Origin of the sequence: Streptomyces sp. NBC_00775, assembly GCF_036347135.1 — a bacterium.
In the GTDB taxonomy this organism is placed as follows: Bacteria; Actinomycetota; Actinomycetes; order Streptomycetales; family Streptomycetaceae; genus Streptomyces; species Streptomyces lutosisoli.
Genome location: NZ_CP108938.1, coordinates 8,883,993 through 8,904,055 on the forward strand (window position 1 = coordinate 8,883,993; position 20,063 = coordinate 8,904,055).

The following is a 20,063-nucleotide window of genomic DNA, read 5'->3' on the forward strand; positions in this document are numbered from 1 at the left end:
ACATGATCCGGCGAACTCCCGCATTTTCCGGGCGTGTTGATCGCGCGAGTGGGGTCGGCTGCGCCATCATCGCCGCGAGATGCTGGACACAACACAGAGCGACACCGCCGCCCCGCCCGAGGAGCGGCGTGGTTGTCTCTTCGCGCTCTCCCAGCCGCCGCTGATGATCTTCCTTGCGGTGATCGGCTGTCTGCTGCTCATGGCTTCGCTGCACGACCTGCTGCTGCTTTGAGCCGTACACGGAGCCCCTGGCGCCACCCGCCGAGGGCTCCGTCAGTCCGCCACTTCCTCGCGTTCGAGCGTGGAGCGTCGAGCCGATGCGTCCGCCAGTCCCGTGTCCTTGCGCAGCGTCTTGAGCCGCCTCCGGAGCCGCCGGTACGCCGCTCAGCCCGCCGCTTCCTTCCGCCGTGCCCGGTACGCGGCCACGTGGAGGCGGTTCCCGCAGGTTCGGCTGTCGCAGTAGCGGCGGGAGCGATTGCGGGAGAGGTCGACGAAGGCGCGCCGGCAGTCCGGGGCCTCGCAGCGACGCAGCCGCTCCTGCTCCCCGGCGACCACGAAGAAGGCCAGCGCCATCCCGCAGTCGGCCGCGAGATGGTCGGCGACGGACGCGCCCGGCGCGAAGTAGTGCACATGCCAGTCGTAGCCGTCGTGGTCGGTGAGCCGCGGGGTGGTGCCCGCCGCGGCGACCAGGTCGTTGATGAGCGCGGCGGCGATCCGCGGGTCGTCGGCGCTGAAGATCTCGGCGAACCGGCCGCGCACCTTGCGCACGGCCGCGAGATCGGGCTCCGACAGCACGCCGACATCGCTGATCTCGTGCCTTCGTACGAACTCGGCGAGGGACGCGACATCCGCGAGCCCGTCCGTCGGCTGGTCCTCCGGCGCGGTGTTCACCAGATCCACCACGGCGTCGAGGGCGCACCGGGTGTCGTGGGTGATCAGCACGTTTCGCTCCCTGGCGTGGGGGGTCGGGCGGGCGCCCGCCCGATGCTGGCCGATGGTAGTGGCTTCCAGGCGTGCGGAGTGGGCGAGGGGGAGCGGAGGGGAGGACGACGGGGAGTCGGAGGGGCGGGTGTGGGGGAGCCGGCGTGGAGCACGCGCACCGGCGCCGCCCCCGCGGAAGTCCGCGGCGACGGCGCCGGTGTTTGTGCCTAATGCGGTTGTGCCTAATGCGGTTGTGCCCTACGTGGTTGTGCCCTATGCGGTTGTCTAGGCCCGAGCCGTCTCCCCGAGTGGACGGCGCCGGGCGGCTCTGTGGTGACTCGCTAGCTCTCGGCCAGGATGTGTGAGAGCTCCGTGTCGAGATCGAAGTGCCGGTGTTCCGTGCCTGGGGGCACGGCGGCGTCCGTTCGCTTCAGGAACGACTCAAGGGCCCGCGCCGGGGCTTCGAGTAGTGCCTCGCCCTCCGGAGAGCTCAGGGCGATGCATACGACGCCCTGGCCATGGCTCCGGGACGGCCAGACTCGGACGTCGCCGGTACCGGTGGGCCGGTGCAGGCCCTCGGCGAGGAGGTCGCGGGCGAACACCCACTCGACGGTTTCCTCGGCTCCGGTGTGGAAGGTGGCGTGCACGGCGTAGGGATCGGCCGTGTCATACCGCAGTCCTGCGGGAACAGGCAGTGAGGACTCGCTCGACACAACGAGGCGCAGGTGCAGCTCGCAGCTGACCGTGGTGTTCATAAGCGCCAGGGCCTTTCGCTCAGTGTGCGCTCGGGGATTCGCACGTCGGCGAAATCGACATGCCACCTACGGTGCCGTTGTAAACCCCTCTGAGTGTTTTGCGTGCCTTTACGTAACTCATCCGGCCGAGAGTCCGTTCGCCGGATAGGGCCATTCCGGTGACTGGTTTCTCTCGGGTAGGGTTTGGCCGTATGAATACGGGGAGTGACGAGCCGGGCGAGGTCGCCATGGCTGACGACGGGGTGAAGGGTGAGCGGGCGCTCGGTTCGCGGGCGCCGGAATTCATCAAGGCACGTCGCGCGCTGCACCTGAGCTGGCAGGTGGGCGTTTTCATCGTGGGGCTCGCGGTGGTCGTCGCGGGCGTGATCATGCTTCCGCTGCCGGGGCCCGGCTGGCTGGTGATCTTCGGCGGCATGGCGATCTGGGCGACCGAGTTCGTCTGGGCGCAGCTCGTGCTCCGCTGGACGAAGCGCAAGGTCACGGAGGCGACGCAGCGAGCGCTCGACCCCAAGGTGCGGCGCCGCAACATCATCCTCACGACGGTCGGCCTCGTGATCATCGCCGCCCTCGTCGGCGTGTACCTCTGGAAGTTCGGCCTCGAGATGCCCTGGAACATCAAGGAGTGACGACCCCCTCCGGGTGCCGTCCCGAGGCCCCTCGGCTGGTCGGAGCCACCCTCTGACATGGGGTAATGTTCTCCCTGCGCCCGGGCGATTAGCTCAGCGGGAGAGCGCTTCGTTCACACCGAAGAGGTCACTGGTTCGATCCCAGTATCGCCCACCAGCACGACAGGCGGCCCAGTCCACGGAACACGTGGACCGGGCCGCCTTCGTCATTCCCACGCGACGGCTCCACGCGCATGACGTGCGGTGTGGCCGGGGTCCGAGTGCTGACGTTGCACCGGCGACGGATCCGGGGCGCCCGGCGGGAGCGCTGGAGTGGGCGGGGGCTCTGGAGCGGACGTATGCCGGCCCGTCCAAGGGCTCTGCCGGCTGCGGGCCCAGGGACTCCGCCACCACTGATTCCGTTCCCTGAGGATGCCCGCGGTCGCTTGCTGAGACGCCGGAGCCGAGGCGCTGTTGCCGCCGTGGGTGCCCACGCCAGTGGACTGTCGCCCGTGCGCCGAGTCCGTGCTGTCACACGCCCCCCCGAGCCGCTGGGCTGCTGTGCGCCCCCACGCCCCTGCCTCGCTGACCTGCGCCGATACGGAAAACCTGACACCGGTCGCCAGCTTCCTGGCACACGGCCTCACCTCTCACGAACAGCCCTGCTGAGCCCACCTCTTGAGCCCGGGTCAAGCACCTTCCGGTGCCTGGTGCGCGTCCGGACGGGGTTGTTGGTGATCCTGGGAATCGTGTGCGGGGCGGGCTGTCGGTGATCGTGCGGTTCTTGCCAGTGGCGGGCGGTTGGCCGCGCTCCGGTTGTGTGCGGGCGGGCGGTTGGCGGTGCTCCGGTCTGTGTGCGGGCGGGCTGTTGGCGGTGCTCCGGTTTGTGTGCGGGTTGGGCTGTTGGTGGTGGTGCGGTTCCTTGCTGAGCCGAGGAGTTGGCAGCGCTCCGCTTTGCATCCAAGCCGAGGTGGTCGTGCCGCTCCGGTTCGTGTCCGAGCCGAGCCGTTCGTGCCGCCCCGGTTCAGGTCCGAGCGGGCCGTTCGCGCTGCTCCGGTGTCCAGCCGATCCGGCGTCCGCGGCGCACGACCTACTACCCGAACGGAGCTGTTCTCACTGGTCAGGGCCCTGCCCAGATCGCGCCCTTCCCGGGCCCCCGTCCCCGCCCAGATCCAACCCCTTCGGATTCCCTACCCCCACTCCGGCCAACCCGTCCAAGTGCCGCGCCCCTCCAAGTCGCCCCTTCCACCTGCTCCGCCTCCCATCAAGCCCCAGCCCCAGTCCCAGCCCCAACGTGCAGCCGACGACGCACGAACGGCCCCACCCACCCCCACCAGGTACGGCGGCGCGGCCGGCGACGTACGGAAGGGGCCGTGCCGGTACGTCCAGCCCGTCGCATACGTGGTTATGGCCAAGTTCATGCTGTGGCAGCAGGCAGTAATGCCCACCGGCGACGGGCTGGACGTACCGGCGCGGCCCCGACCCACAAACCGCCGCCACCCCTCCGAACGGCCCCGCCCCCCAACCCCCACCCCTCACGCTCAGTTCCCCCACCTCCCCCCAACCCCCGCCCCACCGCCGCCAACCCCCCGAACCGCAGTTGTTTTTCGGCCCCGCCCCCACCCCGTCCAACCCACCGCATCACGTTCGACCAACCGACCGCACCCACCCGACCTGCACCATCACGCACGCCCAAGCGAACCGCACCCCCACCCACGCCCCCGCGCGACCAAACCGCATCACATCAATTCCTGTCCGAATCATTGACGCGCTCGAAAGCCCTCCGTACCTTGTGCCAGCAAGCGCTTACTTGAAACGATTCATGCAGGCGGCGACGACGTTGCGGGGAGGCCCGACTGTGGGAAACAACGGGAGTGTTGAGAGGCGGACCGTCCTCAAGGCGGCCGGAGCTTCGCTGGCTACGCTGGGGCTGGCCGCGACGACGGGCTGCGGTGGGGACAGTGGCACCTCCGGGGACGGGACGGTGACGATCCGTTATGCCTGGTGGGGTGCCGACGAGCGGGCGAAGAGGATCAACCAGTCCATCGCGCTCTTCGAGAAGAAGTACCCCAAGATCAAGGTGAAGACGGACTTCCAGGATTATGTGGCCTTTTGGGAGAAGTTCCAGACCCAGGCCGCCGGTGGAAATCCGCCGGACGTATTCCAGAACGCCGTCGGATTTCTTCGGAAGTACGACAAGAGGGGCGTTCTGCTCGATCTCAAGTCCCAGATAGACGCCGGAAATCTGAGCCTCGAAAACTTCCGTGCCGGAGTCGAGAAGGTCGGCCAGGTCGACGGAAAGCAGCTCGGCATTCCGGTCGGATCCAACACCATGTCACTTGTCATCGACGAGAAGGTCTTTGAGAAGGCGGGCATCAAGCCCAAGCAGGGCTGGACCTGGGACGAGTATTTCGCCGCCCTCAAGAAGATCCACGACACCCAGAAGGTAGCGGGCGACACCGGCTACTTCAGCATCATGTACCTGTACGACCTCTACCTCCGGCAGAACGGCAAGGCGTTCTTCACCGAGGACGGGCTCGGCTTCGACGAGGCCGACCTGACGGAGTGGTGGACGGACGGCTACAACCGCGTCAAGGCCGGCATCATCACCGACCCCAAGCGGGTCGAGCAGGACAAGCCGAAGTCCTCGCTCTCGGCGGGGCACGCCGCCTCCGAGTTCACCTGGGACAACTTCACGGTCCGTTACACGGCGGAGGGCGACAGCAGCTACGGCCTCGCGCCGATCCCCACGACCGACGGCAAGCAGACCGGCCAGTACCTCGCCTCTCTGATGCTGAGCGCCTCCGCCCGCACCAAGCACCCCAAGGAAGTCGCCCAGTTCATCAACTTCATGGTCCACGACCCCGAGGTCGGCAAGATCATGGGCTACGACCGCGGCATCCTCGCGACCACCGAGCAGTTCGAGGCGTACAAGCCGGCCGACGCACCCAACAAGGCGATCGCGCAGTACGAGACGGATGTCGCCGCGGCGGGGGTCCTCGGCACCATCACTCCGCACCCGGCCGGCGCCGACACCGTCGAGTCCGCCTTCCTGCGTATCGGCGGCGACATGTCGCAGGGCACGACCAAGGTCTCCGACGCGGTGAAGCAGTTCTTCTCCGAGGCGAAGACCGCCCTCGCCTCCTGATGGGAACCGCAGTGACGCTCGTCAAGGACTCCTCTCCGCCCGACGCCCCGGAGATGCGCTCCGTGGCCCCCGCCGCCGGAAAGCGGCGGGGGCGCCGGGAGAATCTCGCCGGCTATCTCTTCATGTCCCCGTGGATCGCGGGCTTCCTGCTGCTGACCGCGGGCCCGATGGCCGCCTCGCTCTACTTCGCCTTCACCGACTACAACCTCTTCAATTCACCGAAGTGGATCGGCTTCGACAACTTCACCAAGATGTTCGACGATCCCCGGTGGCAGAAGTCGGTCGAGGTGACGGCCAAGTACGTCATCATCGGTACGCCGCTGAAGCTGCTGCTGGCGCTCGGGGTCGCCCTGCTGCTCGCGCAGAGCCGCCGCGGCCAGGCCTTCTACCGGGCCGCGTTCTACGCCCCGTCACTGATCGGCGCGAGCGTCTCGGTCGGCTTCGTCTGGCGCGCGCTCTTCTCCGACGACGCCATCGTCGACCGTACGCAGTCGTTCTTCGGCTTCCACACCGGAGGCTGGGTCGGCGACCCGAACTGGGTGCTCTACAGCTTGGTGGCACTCACCGTCTGGCAGTTCGGCGCGCCCATGGTGATCTTCCTCGCCGGGCTCAAGCAGGTGCCGAAGGAGCTGTACGAGGCGGCCGAGGTGGACGGCGCCGGACCGTTCCGGCGGTTCTGGAACATCACCCTGCCGATGATCTCGCCGGTGCTCTTCTTCAACGTGCTCCTGGAGACCATCCACTCCTTCCAGATCTTCGGCTCGGCCTACGTGGTCTCGAACGCCACCTGCGGACCGGCCGACGCCACGCTCGTCTACACCTGTTACCTGTACCAGAAGGGCTTCAAGGAGTCCCAGATGGGCTTCGCCTCCGCCATGGCCTGGATGCTGCTGCTCGCCGTCGCGCTGGTGACGGCCGTCCTCTTCTGGTCGCAGAAGCGGTGGGTGCACTACGAGGAGGACGCCCGATGAGCGCGACCACCACGAAACCCCTGGCCCTCAGCCGTAAGCGCACCGGCTCGCTCGTCTGGCACGTCGGTGCCCTGCTGGTCCTCGCCGTCGTCCTCTATCCCGTCGTCTGGGTCCTCGGAGCCTCGTTCAAGCCCAGCCGGGAGATCATCGGCAGCCTGGACCTGTTCCCGACCAGTCCCATCCTCGGCAACTTCAAGGGGCTGGCCGACGGCATCGCGGACATCTCGATCGCGACCTTCTTCCAGAACTCCCTCTTCTACGCGTTCGGCTCCGTCGTCGGCATCCTCATCTCCTGCTCGCTGACGGCGTACGCCTTCGCCAAGATCCGGTTCGCCGGGCGGAACGTGCTGTTCTCGCTGATGATCGGCACGCTCCTGCTGCCGTACCACGTGCTGCTCATCCCGCAGTACGTGATGTTCCAGAAGATGGAGCTGGTCAACACCTATGTGCCGCTGCTGATCGGCAAGTACCTGGCGACCGAGGCGTTCTTCGTCTTCCTCATGGTGCAGTTCATGCGGAACCTGCCCCGGGAGCTGGACGAGGCGGCCCGGCTCGACGGGTGCGGGCATCTGCGGATCTACTGGTCGATCGTCCTGCCGCTGTGCCGCCCGGCCCTCATCACCAGCGCGATCTTCACCTTCATCAACGCCTGGAACGACTTCATGGGCCCGCTGATCTACCTGAACGAGCCCAGCAAGTACACGGTCTCACTGGGCATGATGATGTTCCGCGATCAAGAGGGAGTCGCCAACTACGGCGGCATGATCGCGATGTCGCTGGTCGCGCTGCTTCCCGTGCTCCTCTTCTTCCTCGCCTTCCAGCGGTATCTGATCGACGGTATGGCGACCTCCGGACTGAAGGGCTGAGATGGCCACCACCCAGCCGCGGGCAAAGGCCGGAGCGAGGCCGAAGGCCCGCAAGGCACCCCGCGAATCCGTCTTCGCCGAGCGTTTCGCCGTGTTCGCGGAGTGTCTGCTCACCGGCGTGTGGATCGCCCTGGCCTCGCTGCCGCTGGTCACCTACCCCGCGGCATTCGCGGCCGGTGCGCGGCATCTGCGGCGGCGTACGACCCATGTGGCGGGCGGCTGGCGGGAGTTCGCCGCCGACTTCCGGGCGGCCGTCCGGGGCGGGTGGATCGCCGGGCTCGCCGGCTGGGCGGCGGCGGCCGCGGTCTGGGTGGATGTCCAGGCCGTGCGCGCCGGAATACCCGGCGGCCCGCTCGTCGGGGCCGTCGGCCTCTTCGCCCTGATCGGCGGTGCCGTCGCCGGACTGCGCGCGGCGGCGGTCTGGGAGCCGGGGGCGGCCTGGCGCGAGCTGCTCGCGGACGCCGGGCGCCGCACGGTGCTCGACCCGGCCGGATCCTTTCTGCTCATCGGCGGACTGGCCGTGGTGGTCTCCTCCGCCTTCTTCGTCGCGCCGCTGGCGGTCCCCGTCCTGGGGGCCGTAGCGGCGGCGGCCGTCGCCGTGGAGGAGCGGTACCGGCGCCGCTGACCCAGCCCCCGCAGTCGTAAGAAAGGTCGGCGCTCCACGCGAAGCGCCGTACCTCCCTCTGTCATGCCCCTGACTTCCCGCACGGAAAGGAAAGGCTGAATCTCATGGCTCCCATCCCCCGCAGGTCCCTTCTCAAGGCGGCCGCCGTCGCCGGAGCCGCCGCCCAGTTCAGCTGGGCCCTGGGCAGCACGAACGCGCAGGCCGCCGTCAGAGCCGAGGCCGCCGACGCGGATCCGGTGACCCTGGACTGGCTGGAGGACGGCGGCCGCGGTGCCGCTCCCGGATCCACCGTCGGTGTGCCCTGGCCGAAGGGCACGTATCAGGAGGACCAGACCTTCGCGCTGACGGACGCCGACGGCAAGGCCGTGCCCGTGCAGTCCTGGCCGATCGCGTACTGGCCGGACGGCTCCCTCAAGTGGACAGCGCACGCGGTGAGTTCGGATTCCGGGAAGCTCACGCTCAGCACCGGGGAACCCGCCGCTCCCGACAAGAAGGTCACCGTCGACAAGAGCGGCGGCACCATCGACATATCGACCGGGGTCATCACCGCGAAGATCGGCAAGAGCGGCTCGACGCTGGTCAAGTCCGTGACGCGCGGCTCGACCGAGATCGCCAAGAACGGCCGGCTGGTCCTGATCCGTCAGCCGGAGATCGAGGACGAGGACCAGGGCGCCGAGAAGTTCGAACGCTTCGAGAGCGCGATCTCCGAGGTCGAGGTCGAGCAGGAGGGCCCGGTCCGTGCCGTCGTCCGCATCGACGGCAAGCACCGCAAGGGCGACCGGAGTTGGCTGCCCTTCTCGATCCGGCTGTACTTCTACGCGGGCGCCGACTCCTTCCGCATGGTGCACACCATCACCTTCGACGGGACGCAGGAGCCGGGGAAGGCGAGCGGCGACTTCATCCGCGGCCTCGGCGTCCGCTTCACCGTGCCGATGCGCGATGCCTCGTACGACCGTCACATCCGCATCGGCGGCGACGAGACCGGTCTGCTGCGGGAGGCGGTCAAGGGCATCACCGGACTGCGGCGCGACCCGGGCGCGGCCGTGCAGGCGGCCCAGTTCGCCGGGGAGAAGCTGCCCGACCCGTCGACCTGGGACCAGCGGGTGACGACCCGGCTCCAGTACATCCCCGAGTGGGGCGACTACACCCTCGCCCAGCTCTCCGCCGACGGCTTCACCCTGCGCAAGCGGACGAAGAAGGGGTACGGCTGGATCGGCGCCGGCGGCGGCAAGCGCGCGTCGGGCTTCGGTTATGTCGGCGGGCCGAGCGGCGGATTCTCCTTCGGGCTGCGGGACTTCTGGGAGAAGTTCCCGGCCCAGCTCGACATCCGCGACGCCCACACCGACGAGGCCGAGGTCACTCTCTGGCTCTGGTCGCCCGAGGCGCAGCCCATGGACCTGCGCTTCTACCACGACGGTATGGACCAGGACACGTACGCCGAACAGCTCGAAGGTCTCAACATCACCTACGAGGACTACGAGCCGGGCTTCGGGACCCCCTACGGCATCGCCCGTACCTCCGAACTCCTCTTCTGGGCCAACGAGTCGACGCCCACCCCGGAGAAGCTCGCCGAACAGGTCGACGCCGTACGGGTGCTGCCGCAGCTCGCCGCCCCGCCCAAGCAACTCATCAAGGCCAAGGTCTTCGGCCCCGGCCTCTACTCCGAGCCCGACCGCTCCACGACCGCCAAGGCCAAGATCGAGGACCACCTCGACTTCCTCTTCACCTATTACAAGGACCAGGTGGAGATGCGCCGTTGGTACGGCTTCTGGGACTACGGCGACATCATGCACTCGTACGACCCGGTCAGGCACCAGTGGCGCTACGACGTCGGCGGTTACGCCTGGGACAACTCCGAGCTGTCGCCGGACCTTTGGCTGTGGTTCGCGTACATCCGCTCCGGTCGCGCGGACATCTTCCGCTTCGCCGAGGCGATGACCCGCCACACCGGCGAGGTCGACGTCTACCACCTCGGCCAGTGGGCGGGCCTCGGTACCCGGCACGGCGTGCAGCACTACGCCGACAGCGCCAAGCAGCAGCGGATCGCCAACACCACGTACCGGCGCTACTACTACTTCCTCACCGCGGACGAGCGCGTCGGCGACCTCATGCACGCCAACGTGGACTCCGACGAGACGTTCCTGGTCCTCGACCCGATCCGCAAGATCCGCACCGAGCCGTACACGCCCGACCGGCACGCGCTGTCGATCGGCTTCGGCACGGACTGGAGCGGGCTCGTGTCGGCGTGGCTGACCGAGTGGGAGCGCAAGGGGCCGAAGTGGGAGAAGGCCAAGGCGCGGGTGCTGTCGACGATGGAGACCATCGCCGGCCAGCCCAACGGATTCGTGCAGGGCAGCGGCCTGTACGACCTCGACACCGGCAAGTTCGCCATCGCCACGACGCCCGTGGTCGGCGTCTCGCACCTCTCCGCGGTCTTCGGCCTCAACGAACTGTGCGCCGAGCTCATCGACCTCGTCGACATGCCCGCCTTCAAGGACGCGTACCTCGACTACTGCCGCTACTTCAACGCCACCAAGGCCGAGCAGGCGGCCCGTTACGGCTCCAACTTCGGCACCCTGCTGCTGTTCCAGGGCCACTCGCGCCTCGACGCGTACGCCGCCGTACAGACCGGCGACGCGAAGCTCGCCACGCGCGCGTGGACCAAGTTCTACAGCTCCGACGGCTATACCGAGTCCTCGCCCTGGAAGACGGAGAACGTGAGCGGCCCAGTCACGCTGGTGCCGGGCAGCGAGGCCAACTGGGTCTACACGAACGACACAGCGTTGTACGGCCTCGCCGCCATCGAGAACCTGGCGCTGCTCGGCGACAAGATGCCCTAGCAGTACGCCGGTTGAGGATGCGTCAGTTCATCCTCCCCAGCACCTCCCGCACTCGCCGTGCGTCGCGCATCCGCTGCTCGTAGGTGGCACCCAGCGCGAGCAGCAGCAGACCGGCGAGTGCGGGAGGCACCCAACGGGGGAGCGCGTCGACCACCTGCACGAGGTACGGGGCGAGTTCGTGCAGCGCGTCCAGGACGAGCACCGTGCCGCCCACCACGAGCGGCGCCTGGAGACGGTGCCGGGCGCCCACGAGGACGACCAGGAGCGCCGCCGCGCCGAGCAGCAGCGGGCGAAGCCAGTGGGTGTCGCCCCATGCCGTGAACAGGCTCGGCGCGAGCGTGACGGACAGCCCCGGACCGTACGCCGCCCACGACGAGACGGCCATGTCCTTGCGGCGCCTGACCGCCCCCACGAGCAACGCCGGGAGGGTCACCGGAAGCGTGTACGCCTCCGGGGAGCCCACGTTCCAGGCCGCCAGGCGGACCCAAGTGGCCAGGACGAACAGGGCGGCGGCCGCGTATCCGACGGAGCGACGGTCCTCCCGTATCGCCGTGCCCGCGGCGATCACTCCGCAGAGCGACAGGACCAGGGCCAGCATCGGCGGATCGGCGACCGTGAGAGCGATCGCGGGCAGAGCCGCGGCGGCTCCGGTCACTTCCACCGGCACGGTCATGGACGAGCCGCCCAGACGCGCGGCGAGGAGGGCCGAGCCGGCCGGCACCACGAGGACGAGCAGCGCGGTCTGCTGCGGCTGCCAGCCGAAGGACGCCCCTACGGCGCAGGCCAGGGCCGTGGCGTACGCGAGGGAGGCGGGCGCCGCGGCCGGGCCGAGGCCCGGTCGCCAGGCGGCGGCCGCGAACAGGACGGTCAGCGAGGCGAGGACGGTGAGGGTGGCGCCCTCGGAGGCCAGCGAGAGGAACGCGAGGCTGAGGGAGGAGAGGAGGGCCAGCAGCAGCGGGGGTGTCCGCGGCTGTGCGGGGCGGGCGTATGCCAGGGCGGCCACCGTCGTGAGCCCCTGCGTCAACAGCCCCACCGCGTAGGAGAGTTCGAGAGACGCCGGGAGGACGAGCACCGTCGCCCAGCTCAGCGTCAGCGCGCACGTCAGGGCCTGCTGACGCCATTCCGAGGCTCGGACCGCCACCACCAGGACTCCGGCGACGAGCGCGAGGACGAGCGGCGCCGTGGCCGCGTGCGGAGGCCAGGGAACGTCGAGAGTCACCGCGTCGCGGGCGGTCGCGGGGGAACCGGACCATGACCTCTCCGCCCAGCCGACGGGGCCCAGCAGGGTGATGCCGACCAGAGGCAGCGTCCACACCACAGCGACGGCCTGCACGCAGCCGGAGGCCCAGGCGAGCCCGCGCCGCAGCGGCTCGGCCAGAGGCGTGCGCACGACCGCCAACAGGGCGACACCGCACGCCAGATAGCCGGGAACCGTCCAGTCGTCGGGCAGCGACGAGCGCAGGACGCCGCCGAGTCCGACGACGGTGATCAGACCGCCGGCCAGCGCGATGCCGGTCGCGACGCCCGGCTTGGGGGCGTGCCACGCCGCCGCGAAGGCGGTCACCGCGGCAAGGAGGAGGAGCGCCGCCGCACGGGCGGCGGCGCTCGGGCCGGAGGCCGTCCAGGACAGCCAACCGGCGGCAAAGGTGCCCCAGCCGCCCATGCCGTACGCGCCGACGGCGGCGACCACACGTACGGACTTCACGGGGACCCGGAGCGCGACCAGCGTGTCGAACGCGGCCGTCACCAGCAGCGCGGCCGTGAGGGCATGGGCGCCCGCGCCGGACGCCGCCGCCCAGAGCAGCAGCGGGAGCTGAGCCGTGGCCACGGCGGTGGGGAGGGGGAGCCGCAAGGGCAGACGTACACCGGCGGTGGCCGGCTGCTGTCCGGCGTCGGTGGTGTCCGCCGGCCGTCCGGCCGGGCGGTGCAGCGCGCCGAGGGCGAGACCGTACGCCGCCCACACCGTGGCCAGTACCGCCGACGCGAGCGCCGCGTACCCGAGGCCGTCGGTGTCCGGCAGCGCGACCTCGTGCAGCGCGTAGGCGTCCAGCACCGTCAGCGCGAGGCCGAGCCCCGCCACCGACTCGGCCGTCGAACGCAGTCCGCGGCGGAGCAGCGGCACCGGCGCGCCGAGGGCGGCCAGCGTCACCGCGCCGAGGACCAGCGCCCGGCCGGCGATCCCCAGGTGCCCCCAGCTGACGACCGTGAACGCGACGGCGGCCACGGTCAGCAGGATGCCGCCGAGCAGCAGGAGCACGTTCTGGACGCCGGGTGCCGTGGTCTCGGGCGGGCGGGCAGGGGCGGCCTGCGGTGCGCGCGGGGCTTGCGGCGCGGGGGGCGGCTGAAGGGCGGCCACCAGCCAGGCGCGGCGCGCCAGCAACAGGGCCCGGCGCGCGTCGAGTTGCCGCAGCTCGGTGTCGAGGAGCCGCAACTCCTCGGCCGGGGGCGGGATGTGGGTCATGCTCCGGAGTGTGGTCCCGGTCACGTTCGCTGACATGAGTGCACGTACTCAGGCCGTACTCAGATCCCCGTAAGGGCACACTCCGTACATGGACTGGAGCCACTACCGCTTCCGCAGCCTCTGGGCCCTGCCCGCGCCCCCGGCCGCCGTCTACACCGCCCTCGAACAGGCCGAGCACTACCCGCGCTGGTGGCCCCAGGTCCGTGAGGTCAACCCGATCGACGAGCGCAGCGGCACCATCCGGATCCGCGCACTCCTGCCCTACGACCTGGTGTTCACCGCCCGGGAGGTCCGGCGGGACCCCACGGCCGGGGTCCTGGAGATCGCGATGACCGGCGACCTCGACGGCTGGGCACGCTGGACGCTCACCTCCGACGGGCCCGGCACCCGCGCCCGGTACGACCAGGAGGTCGACGTCAGCAAGCCCCTGCTGCGGCGGCTCGCGGTACCGGGGCGGCCGGTCTTCCGCGCCAACCACGCCCTGATGATGCGCGCGGGACAGCGAGGACTCACGGCTTACCTCGAAGCGGTTTGAACCACACCCGCCGGGACCTGTATTGTTCAATCCGTTCCCGGGCGATTAGCTCAGTGGGAGAGCGCTTCGTTCACACCGAAGAGGTCACTGGTTCGAACCCAGTATCGCCCACCCGGAGAAAGCCGGTCCGTCACAGACGGACCGGTTTTTCTGTGTGCTCATGCTGCCTCGCGCAGTTCGGGACGCAGCGGCCACGCCGGATCCACCGCCTCGTCCGAGCCGCTGCGCGCGAACCACGCCTGCAGCCCGCGCGCCTGTGCCGCATGCCACACCGCCTGCAGCGTGTGCAGCTCGGCGGGCGAGAGCCGCTCCAGACGGGCCGCGAAACGGCGCCCCACCGCCCGTACGACATCCATCGAGGCCAGCGCGTCGGCCGCCGCGTCGTGCGCGCCCTCCAGCACCACGTCGTAGTGCGCGCACAGGTCGGTAAGGGTGCGGCGACCCTTGCGATAGCGGTCCAGGTGCTTGTCCAGGACCCGGGGATCGAGCACGCGCAGCGGCGCCGACTCGAACCAGTGGTCGAGGGAGGAGGCGCGATGGCGGCGCAACTCCCGGTCCAGCAGGGTCAGATCGAAGGGCGCGTTCATCACCACGAGCGGACGGCCCGCCGCGGCCTGTTCGCCCAGCTCCAGGGCTATCTCCTCCATCACCGGCGACGGCCAGCGGCCGTTGCGCTGCAGATGTTCGTCCGTGAGCCCGTGCACCGCCGTCGCCCCCGCGGGCACCGGCACTCCCGGGTTCACCAGCCATCGGGTCACCCGCGGACGGGAACCCGGGGCGTCCTGGACGACGACGGCGGCCGACACGATCCGGTCGGTCTCGACGTCCACGCCCGTGGTCTCCGTGTCGAACGCGGCCAAGGGGCCCTCGTACCAGCACGTCATACGTACACAACTCCTCGTTCACCCACGGCAGCTGACGCACCGTCTTCTGCCCGTTTGGTGATACCCGGGCTGTTTGCGCCGTACGCCGGAAGGAGACAACAGAGGTACGGGTCTTTGCAGTTCAGCGGCCCGCAGCGGGGATCTACTTGGCTTGGAAGGCTGTTGGACTCATGGCACTCGCGCAGCCCGAGCGGGGCGGGCTGCTGCCCCAGCGGACGGCACCCCATCGCGGCACGCTCGCCACCACCGCCTGCATGGAGACCTTGCAGGTCGGCTATCTGCACGCCGTCGCGGCGGCCGCCGGCTGCTCGCTGTCCCAGCCCTTTCCCGACAACGGCATCGACTGGCACGTCAGCCACAGCGCCCCCGGGCACACGGTCGACGACGAAGTCACCATCAAGGTGCAGCTCAAGTGCACGTACCAGATCCCGCCGAACCCGCCGGGGCCCGCCTTCTCCTTCACGCTCGACAACGAGCACCTGGCGAAGCTCGCCCGCACCCCGGTCTCGGTGCACAAGATCCTGGTCGTGATGCTCGTGCCCAGGTCCCAGGACGACTGGCTGCGCGCCAGCCACGACCGCCTCGACCTGCGGCACTGCTGCTACTGGATCAACCTCGCCGGGCACGCCATCACGGGCCGGCGCAGGACCACCGTCCGCATACCGACCTCGCGGATCTTCGACGACCGCGCGCTCTGCGAGATCATGACGCGGGTCGGGACGGGAGGCAGACCATGACGCACCGCCCGATCGACGAAGCCCTGCGGCCGGTGCGGCCGCACCCGGTCGAGGCGTTCTGGAGCCAGCCGCCCGAGCCCGGCCAGGTCGACCCCGCCGTACTCAGCGCCCTGCTGCACCGGCACGGCTGGCAGCGGCGCGGAGGCGCGGCAGGACGGTACGGCCGGTGGACCCCACCGGGGCCCGGTGGCGGCGGCACCAGCCTGCTGGTGCCGGAGAACCGGGCCTTCCCCGACAGCGACGACCTGCTCGGCGAGGCGCTCGTGGCGCTCGCCCGCAGCGGTTCGCCGTCCGCACGCGACGTACTGGTCGCGCTCGCCGTGCCCAGCGACGAGATCCGCTGGTGGCGGGACGTCCCGACCGGACCTGTGGGCGCCGCGCCCTGGACCGTCGAGGAGCAGCTGCGCGCGGCCGCCCGCCAGATGCTGCTCGCGGGCGCGCTGGCCACACGCGCGCGTGCGGGCTATTACGGCGCCCGGCACCGCAGGTCCGCCGCCACGTCCCTGGAGAACGTGCTGGTCGGCGCCGAACCCGGCGGACGCCGGCTCACCGCCTTCGTGCCCGTCGCCACGGGACGGCCGCTCGCCATCCGCCTGCACCAGGCGCTGTACGCCGCCCGCGAGGCCATCGACTACCAGCGGGCCACCGGCGGCATGGACGCCTTCGACGCGGCCGTCGAGGCGGGCGTCAGTCACGAGCTCCTGGAAGCCCTGGTGGCCCTGGTCCGCGGCACCGAGGGCGCCCGGATCGCCGTCGAGTGGTCGCCCGCGGACGGTGTCCCCGAGGGCTGCGCGACGCCCGCCGAGCCCGTCGAGTTCTCGCCCGGCGACCTGCCCGTGCTGCGCGAGGCCGGCGCCCGCTATCTGCGCGAGGAGCCGTCCGTGCCGGTCCGCCTCACCGGTGCCGTGGTGCGGATGCGCAGGTCGGGGCCGCGCGGCGAGGGCACCGTACGGCTGCGGGTCATCGCGGGCGCCGAGGTCCCGCACGTCCGTATGACCCTCGACGAGGAGGCGTACCGGATAGCGGGCCATGCCCACCTGGTCGGGCTGCCGGTGCGGGTGCACGGGCGGCTGGAGAGCCGTGGCGGCTTCCGCAGGCTCACGGACGCTTCCGGGGTCGTACCCGTGCAGGTGGACGAGGCCGAGCGGGACCGCCTGATGAAGTCGCTCCAGGAGAACCTGGACTTCTTCGAAGAGGCGTGCAGCGGGGACTGAGGGCGCAGTGGGCACAACCGTTTCGCGGTGGGCACCCCCGGCTCGGTAGGATCGCCGGAAAGGCATTGCCATGCCATGCCCCAGTGGGTGAGCTTGCCCCCTTCAGTCAGGAGAGACCGGTGTCAGACGTCCGTGTGATCATCCAACGCGATTCCGAGCGGGACGAGCGTGTGGTGACGACGGGCACTACGGCCGCCGACCTCTTCGCCGGTGAGCGCACCATCGTCGCGGCCCGTGTCGGCGGCGAGCTGAAGGACCTCGCGTACGAGGTGAAGGACGGCGAGGAGGTCGAGCCCGTCGAGATCTCCTCCGAGGACGGCCTCAACATCCTGCGCCACTCCACCGCGCACGTCATGGCCCAGGCCGTGCAGGAGCTCTTCCCCGAGGCCAAGCTGGGCATCGGCCCGCCGGTCAAGGACGGCTTCTACTACGACTTCGACGTCGCCGAGCCGTTCACGCCCGACGACATCAAGCGCGTCGAGAAGAAGATGCAGGAGATCCAGAAGCGCGGACAGCGGTTCGCGCGCCGGATCACCACCGACGAGGCCGCCCGCGAGGAGCTCGCCGACGAGCCGTACAAGCTGGAGCTCATCGGCCTCAAGGGCAACGCCGCGCAGGCCGCCGAGGGCGCCGACGCCGAGGTCGGCGGTGGCGAGCTGACCATCTACGACAACCTCGACGCCAAGACCGGCGAGCTGTGCTGGAAGGACCTCTGCCGCGGTCCCCACCTGCCCACCACCCGGAACATCCCGGCGTTCAAGCTGATGCGCTCGGCCGCCGCCTACTGGCGCGGCAGCGAGAAGAACCCGCAGCTCCAGCGCATCTACGGCACCGCCTGGCCGTCCAAGGAAGAGCTGAAGGCGTACCTCGACTTCCTCGTCGAGGCCGAGAAGCGCGACCACCGCAAGCTCGGCGCCGAGCTGGACCTCTTCTCCATCCCGGAGGAGCTGGGCTCCGGCCTCGCGGTCTTCCACCCCAAGGGCGGCATCGTCCGCCGGGAGATGGAGAGCTACTCGCGCAAGCGCCACGAGGACGCGGACTACGAGTTCGTGAACACCCCGCACATCTCGAAGGAACAGCTCTTCGTGACCTCGGGGCACCTGCCGAACTACGGGGACGCGATGTTCCCGCCCCTGGAGTTCGACGGGCAGAACTACCGCCTCAAGGCGATGAACTGCCCCATGCACAACCTGATCTTCAAGGCGCGCGGTCGTTCGTACCGTGAACTGCCGCTGCGGCTCTTCGAGTTCGGCACGGTCTACCGCTACGAGAAGTCGGGCGTCGTGCACGGCCTGACCCGCGCCCGCGGCTTCACGCAGGACGACTCGCACATCTACTGCACCAAGGAGCAGATGGCGGGCGAGCTGGACTCGCTGCTCACCTTCGTCCTGGACCTGCTGCGCGACTACGGCCTGCACGACTTCGAGCTGGAGCTGTCCACCCGCGACGACTCCCCGAAGTTCATCGGCGAGGACGCGGAGTGGGAGGAGGCCACCGACGCGCTGCGCCAGGCCGCCGAGAAGCAGGGCCTCCCGCTCGTTCCCGACCCGGGCGGCGCCGCGTACTACGGCCCGAAGATCTCCGTCCAGGCCAAGGACGCCATCGGCCGCTCCTGGCAGATGTCCACGGTCCAGGTCGACTTCCAGCAGCCCAAGCGGTTCAACCTGGAGTACACCGCCGCGGACGGCTCGAAGCAGCAGCCGGTCATGATCCACCGCGCGCTGTTCGGTTCGATCGAGCGCTTCTTCGCGGTGCTCCTGGAGCACTACGCGGGCGCGTTCCCGGCCTGGCTGGCGCCCGTGCAGGCGATCGGCATCCCGATCGGCGACGCGCACGTGCCGTACCTGGCGGAGTTCGCCAAGAAGGCGAAGGCGGCCGGGCTGCGCGTCGAGGTCGACGCGTCCTCGGACCGCATGCAGAAGAAGATCCGCAACGCGCAGAAGCAGAAGGTGCCCTTCATGGTCATCGCGGGCGACGAGGACATGACGGCCGGCGCCGTCTCCTTCCGCTACCGCGACGGCTCGCAGGAGAACGGCATCCCCGTCGACGAGGCGATCGCCAAGATCGTGAAGATCGTCGAGGAGCGCGCGCAGGTCTGACGCGTACGCGGTTTCAAAGGCCCCCGGGAAGCTCAGCTCCCCGGGGGCCTTTCGTCGTCCTCGCGCGTGAACACCTGCAACAGCCACGACGAGAACGATCCCGTCACGGCGCCCAGCAGCGCCAGGCCGCACCCCATCAGCCCGACCGCGATCGTGCGCCCCCGGGGTGTCACCGGGGTCACATCCCCGTAACCCACCGTCGAGAGTGTGGAGCACACCCACCACACCGAGTCCCCGAAGGTCAGGATCGTGGCGTTCGGCGCCCCGTGCTCCGCCTGGTAGACGGCGAGGGCGCCCGCGAAGCCGATCAATGTGACCGACAGACCCGAGTAGACGGCCACACGCGCGTGCAGGGAGAGCCGGGGCTGCCCGTGGCGGTGCTGTACGGCTTCGTAGACTTTCACGATGCGTACGGGGCGCAGCAGGGGCAGGACGAGCACCACGGTGTCCAGCCAGTGCGTCCGCAGGAAGCTCAGGCGCTGCCCGCTCAGCCGCCAGCGCACCGCGTAGTCGGCCCCGAACAACGCCCAGGCGGCCAGCATCGCCGCCAGGCACGCGTTCAGCACGGCCGCGGGCAGACCTTGCCCCAGGACAAGGACCGCGTACGAGGCGAGAAACACCAGCGAGGCCAGGCCGAGCAGGAGCTCGGTGCGCCGCTCCCAGTGGGCCAGTGGGCTGTCGTCGTCCATCGCCCCAGCTTGGCCGCAGGCCCTTTTGCAAGGCCCCCGCCGACACGCCGCGAACGGGCGAAGCAATATGCTGCAACACATGACGAGTGAGCCGGAGCAGCAGATCGGAGTGGGAACGCAGGACGCGTTCCAGCGCTTGTGGACGCCCCACCGGATGGCTTACATCCAGGGCGAGAACAAGCCCACCGGACCGGGGGCCGACGACGGCTGCCCCTTCTGTTCGATCCCGGCCAAGTCGGACGAGGACGGGCTGATCGTGCGGCGCGGCGAGCAGGTCTACGCCGTGCTCAACCTCTACCCGTACAACGGCGGCCACCTCATGGTCGTGCCCTATCGTCACGTCGCCGACTACACGGACCTGACGGACCCGGAGACCGCCGAACTCGGCGAACTGACCAAGCAGGCCATGACCGCCCTGCGCACCGCCTCCGGCGCCCACGGCTTCAACATCGGTATGAACCAGGGCACGGTCGCCGGCGCCGGCATCGCCGCCCACCTCCACCAGCACATCGTCCCCCGCTGGGGCGGCGACACCAACTTCATGCCGGTCGTCGGCCACACCAAGGTCCTGCCCCAGCTCCTGGCAGACACCCGCAAGATGCTGGCAGAGGCCTGGCCGACGCGGTAGTTCGGCCGGGGGAGCCGGGTCACGGGCCCTGGTCACGGGCCCCTGGTCACGGGGCCCTGGTTATGGGGTACCTGGCAACGGGCGC

General features: G+C 69.8%; 17 protein-coding genes and 2 tRNA genes. 14 read left to right on the forward strand and 5 right to left on the reverse strand.

All coding sequences use genetic code 11. The annotated features are described in order from the left end of the window. Window positions 1-79 precede the first annotated feature (79 nt). Window positions 80-232, forward strand: a complete 153-nt coding sequence (locus OIC96_RS39485; protein WP_010988207.1) for a hypothetical protein — start codon at window positions 80-82, stop codon at window positions 230-232. 152 nt (window positions 233-384) lie between these two features. Here OIC96_RS39485 and OIC96_RS39490 read toward each other — a convergent pair whose 3' ends face one another. Together OIC96_RS39490 and OIC96_RS39495 are read right to left on the reverse strand one after the other, a co-directional pair. Next, complete coding sequence (locus OIC96_RS39490) at window positions 385-942, reverse strand: CGNR zinc finger domain-containing protein (RefSeq protein WP_330303225.1); 558 nt, start codon at window positions 940-942, stop codon at window positions 385-387. 320 nt (window positions 943-1,262) lie between these two features. Further along, a complete protein-coding gene (locus tag OIC96_RS39495; RefSeq protein WP_003959770.1) occupies window positions 1,263-1,676 on the reverse strand; it encodes an SsgA family sporulation/cell division regulator in 414 nt (137 codons plus the stop codon). 191 nt (window positions 1,677-1,867) lie between these two features. Between OIC96_RS39495 and OIC96_RS39500 the strand changes: the two genes are divergently transcribed. From OIC96_RS39500 to OIC96_RS39530, 7 genes are all read left to right on the forward strand, one after another. Next, window positions 1,868-2,302: a TIGR02611 family protein gene (locus OIC96_RS39500; RefSeq protein WP_330303224.1), complete on the forward strand. Its 435-nt coding sequence runs from the start codon at window positions 1,868-1,870 to the stop codon at window positions 2,300-2,302. Between the two features lie 82 nt (window positions 2,303-2,384). After that, window positions 2,385-2,459 (forward strand) — tRNA-Val (locus OIC96_RS39505). 1,644 nt (window positions 2,460-4,103) lie between these two features. Further along, window positions 4,104-5,429, forward strand: coding sequence for an ABC transporter substrate-binding protein (locus tag OIC96_RS39510; RefSeq protein ID WP_406502246.1), 1,326 nt, complete (start codon window positions 4,104-4,106; stop codon window positions 5,427-5,429). Then, entirely contained in the window at window positions 5,429-6,400 is a 972-nt protein-coding gene (locus OIC96_RS39515; RefSeq protein ID WP_406479875.1) for a carbohydrate ABC transporter permease, read from the forward strand. The genes OIC96_RS39510 and OIC96_RS39515 overlap by 1 nt, the downstream gene beginning before the upstream one ends. Further along, window positions 6,397-7,266 carry a carbohydrate ABC transporter permease gene (locus OIC96_RS39520; RefSeq protein ID WP_330303221.1) on the forward strand — a complete coding sequence of 290 codons (870 nt, stop codon included), beginning with the start codon at window positions 6,397-6,399 and terminating at the stop codon, window positions 7,264-7,266. The genes OIC96_RS39515 and OIC96_RS39520 overlap by 4 nt, the downstream gene beginning before the upstream one ends. 1 nt (window position 7,267) lies before the next feature. Then, complete coding sequence (locus OIC96_RS39525) at window positions 7,268-7,891, forward strand: hypothetical protein (RefSeq protein ID WP_330303220.1); 624 nt, start codon at window positions 7,268-7,270, stop codon at window positions 7,889-7,891. Between the two features lie 104 nt (window positions 7,892-7,995). Then, window positions 7,996-10,731, forward strand: coding sequence for an exo-rhamnogalacturonan lyase family protein (locus OIC96_RS39530; RefSeq protein WP_330303219.1), 2,736 nt, complete (start codon window positions 7,996-7,998; stop codon window positions 10,729-10,731). 22 nt (window positions 10,732-10,753) lie between these two features. Here OIC96_RS39530 and OIC96_RS39535 read toward each other — a convergent pair whose 3' ends face one another. Further along, window positions 10,754-13,228, reverse strand: coding sequence for an SCO7613 C-terminal domain-containing membrane protein (locus OIC96_RS39535; RefSeq protein ID WP_406501406.1), 2,475 nt, complete (start codon window positions 13,226-13,228; stop codon window positions 10,754-10,756). Window positions 13,229-13,280: 52 nt separating this feature from the next. Between OIC96_RS39535 and OIC96_RS39540 the strand changes: the two genes are divergently transcribed. Further along, window positions 13,281-13,727, forward strand: coding sequence for an SRPBCC family protein (locus OIC96_RS39540; RefSeq protein WP_330303217.1), 447 nt, complete (start codon window positions 13,281-13,283; stop codon window positions 13,725-13,727). Between the two features lie 39 nt (window positions 13,728-13,766). Then, window positions 13,767-13,838, forward strand: a tRNA-Val gene (locus OIC96_RS39545). A 47-nt stretch (window positions 13,839-13,885) separates the two neighbouring features. Here OIC96_RS39545 and OIC96_RS39550 read toward each other — a convergent pair. Then, window positions 13,886-14,611 carry a 3'-5' exonuclease gene (locus tag OIC96_RS39550; protein ID WP_330303216.1) on the reverse strand — a complete coding sequence of 242 codons (726 nt, stop codon included), beginning with the start codon at window positions 14,609-14,611 and terminating at the stop codon, window positions 13,886-13,888. Window positions 14,612-14,781: 170 nt separating this feature from the next. Here OIC96_RS39550 and OIC96_RS39555 point away from each other — a divergent pair, with 170 nt between their 5' ends. The 3 genes from OIC96_RS39555 (at window position 14,782) to thrS (ending at window position 18,661) form a co-directional block, all read left to right on the forward strand. Next, on the forward strand, window positions 14,782-15,348 hold the full coding sequence (locus OIC96_RS39555) for a DUF4365 domain-containing protein (RefSeq protein ID WP_327427290.1): 567 nt from the start codon (window positions 14,782-14,784) through the stop codon (window positions 15,346-15,348). Continuing rightward, window positions 15,345-16,562, forward strand: a complete 1,218-nt coding sequence (locus OIC96_RS39560; protein ID WP_330303215.1) for a hypothetical protein — start codon at window positions 15,345-15,347, stop codon at window positions 16,560-16,562. Before OIC96_RS39555 ends, OIC96_RS39560 begins: the two co-directional genes overlap by 4 nt. Before the next feature lie 119 nt (window positions 16,563-16,681). Then, window positions 16,682-18,661, forward strand: a complete 1,980-nt coding sequence (gene thrS, locus OIC96_RS39565; protein ID WP_330303214.1) for a threonine--tRNA ligase — start codon at window positions 16,682-16,684, stop codon at window positions 18,659-18,661. Between the two features lie 32 nt (window positions 18,662-18,693). Here thrS and OIC96_RS39570 read toward each other — a convergent pair whose 3' ends face one another. Next, window positions 18,694-19,350 (reverse strand): potassium channel family protein, encoded by a 657-nt coding sequence (locus OIC96_RS39570; RefSeq protein ID WP_330303213.1) that lies wholly within the window; start codon window positions 19,348-19,350, stop codon window positions 18,694-18,696. 67 nt (window positions 19,351-19,417) lie between these two features. Between OIC96_RS39570 and OIC96_RS39575 the strand changes: the two genes are divergently transcribed. Next, window positions 19,418-19,978 carry an HIT family protein gene (locus OIC96_RS39575; RefSeq protein WP_330303212.1) on the forward strand — a complete coding sequence of 187 codons (561 nt, stop codon included), beginning with the start codon at window positions 19,418-19,420 and terminating at the stop codon, window positions 19,976-19,978. The last annotated feature ends 85 nt before the right edge of the window (window positions 19,979-20,063 follow it).

What these genes read in the sequence shown, in the direction of transcription:
- OIC96_RS39485 (WP_010988207.1), top strand. Translation starts at nt 80, where the DNA reads ATGCTGGACACAACACAGAGCGACACCGCCGCCCCGCCCGAGGAGCGG.
- OIC96_RS39495 (WP_003959770.1), bottom strand. Translation starts at nt 1,676, where the DNA reads ATGAACACCACGGTCAGCTGCGAGCTGCACCTGCGCCTCGTTGTGTCG.
- OIC96_RS39500 (WP_330303224.1), top strand. Translation starts at nt 1,868, where the DNA reads ATGAATACGGGGAGTGACGAGCCGGGCGAGGTCGCCATGGCTGACGAC.
- OIC96_RS39510 (WP_406502246.1), top strand. Translation starts at nt 4,104, where the DNA reads ATGCAGGCGGCGACGACGTTGCGGGGAGGCCCGACTGTGGGAAACAAC.
- OIC96_RS39515 (WP_406479875.1), top strand. Translation starts at nt 5,429, where the DNA reads ATGGGAACCGCAGTGACGCTCGTCAAGGACTCCTCTCCGCCCGACGCC.
- OIC96_RS39520 (WP_330303221.1), top strand. Translation starts at nt 6,397, where the DNA reads ATGAGCGCGACCACCACGAAACCCCTGGCCCTCAGCCGTAAGCGCACC.
- OIC96_RS39525 (WP_330303220.1), top strand. Translation starts at nt 7,268, where the DNA reads ATGGCCACCACCCAGCCGCGGGCAAAGGCCGGAGCGAGGCCGAAGGCC.
- OIC96_RS39530 (WP_330303219.1), top strand. Translation starts at nt 7,996, where the DNA reads ATGGCTCCCATCCCCCGCAGGTCCCTTCTCAAGGCGGCCGCCGTCGCC.
- OIC96_RS39535 (WP_406501406.1), bottom strand. Translation starts at nt 13,228, where the DNA reads ATGTCAGCGAACGTGACCGGGACCACACTCCGGAGCATGACCCACATC.
- OIC96_RS39540 (WP_330303217.1), top strand. Translation starts at nt 13,281, where the DNA reads ATGGACTGGAGCCACTACCGCTTCCGCAGCCTCTGGGCCCTGCCCGCG.
- OIC96_RS39550 (WP_330303216.1), bottom strand. Translation starts at nt 14,611, where the DNA reads ATGACGTGCTGGTACGAGGGCCCCTTGGCCGCGTTCGACACGGAGACC.
- OIC96_RS39555 (WP_327427290.1), top strand. Translation starts at nt 14,782, where the DNA reads ATGGCACTCGCGCAGCCCGAGCGGGGCGGGCTGCTGCCCCAGCGGACG.
- OIC96_RS39560 (WP_330303215.1), top strand. Translation starts at nt 15,345, where the DNA reads ATGACGCACCGCCCGATCGACGAAGCCCTGCGGCCGGTGCGGCCGCAC.
- OIC96_RS39570 (WP_330303213.1), bottom strand. Translation starts at nt 19,350, where the DNA reads ATGGACGACGACAGCCCACTGGCCCACTGGGAGCGGCGCACCGAGCTC.
- OIC96_RS39575 (WP_330303212.1), top strand. Translation starts at nt 19,418, where the DNA reads ATGCTGCAACACATGACGAGTGAGCCGGAGCAGCAGATCGGAGTGGGA.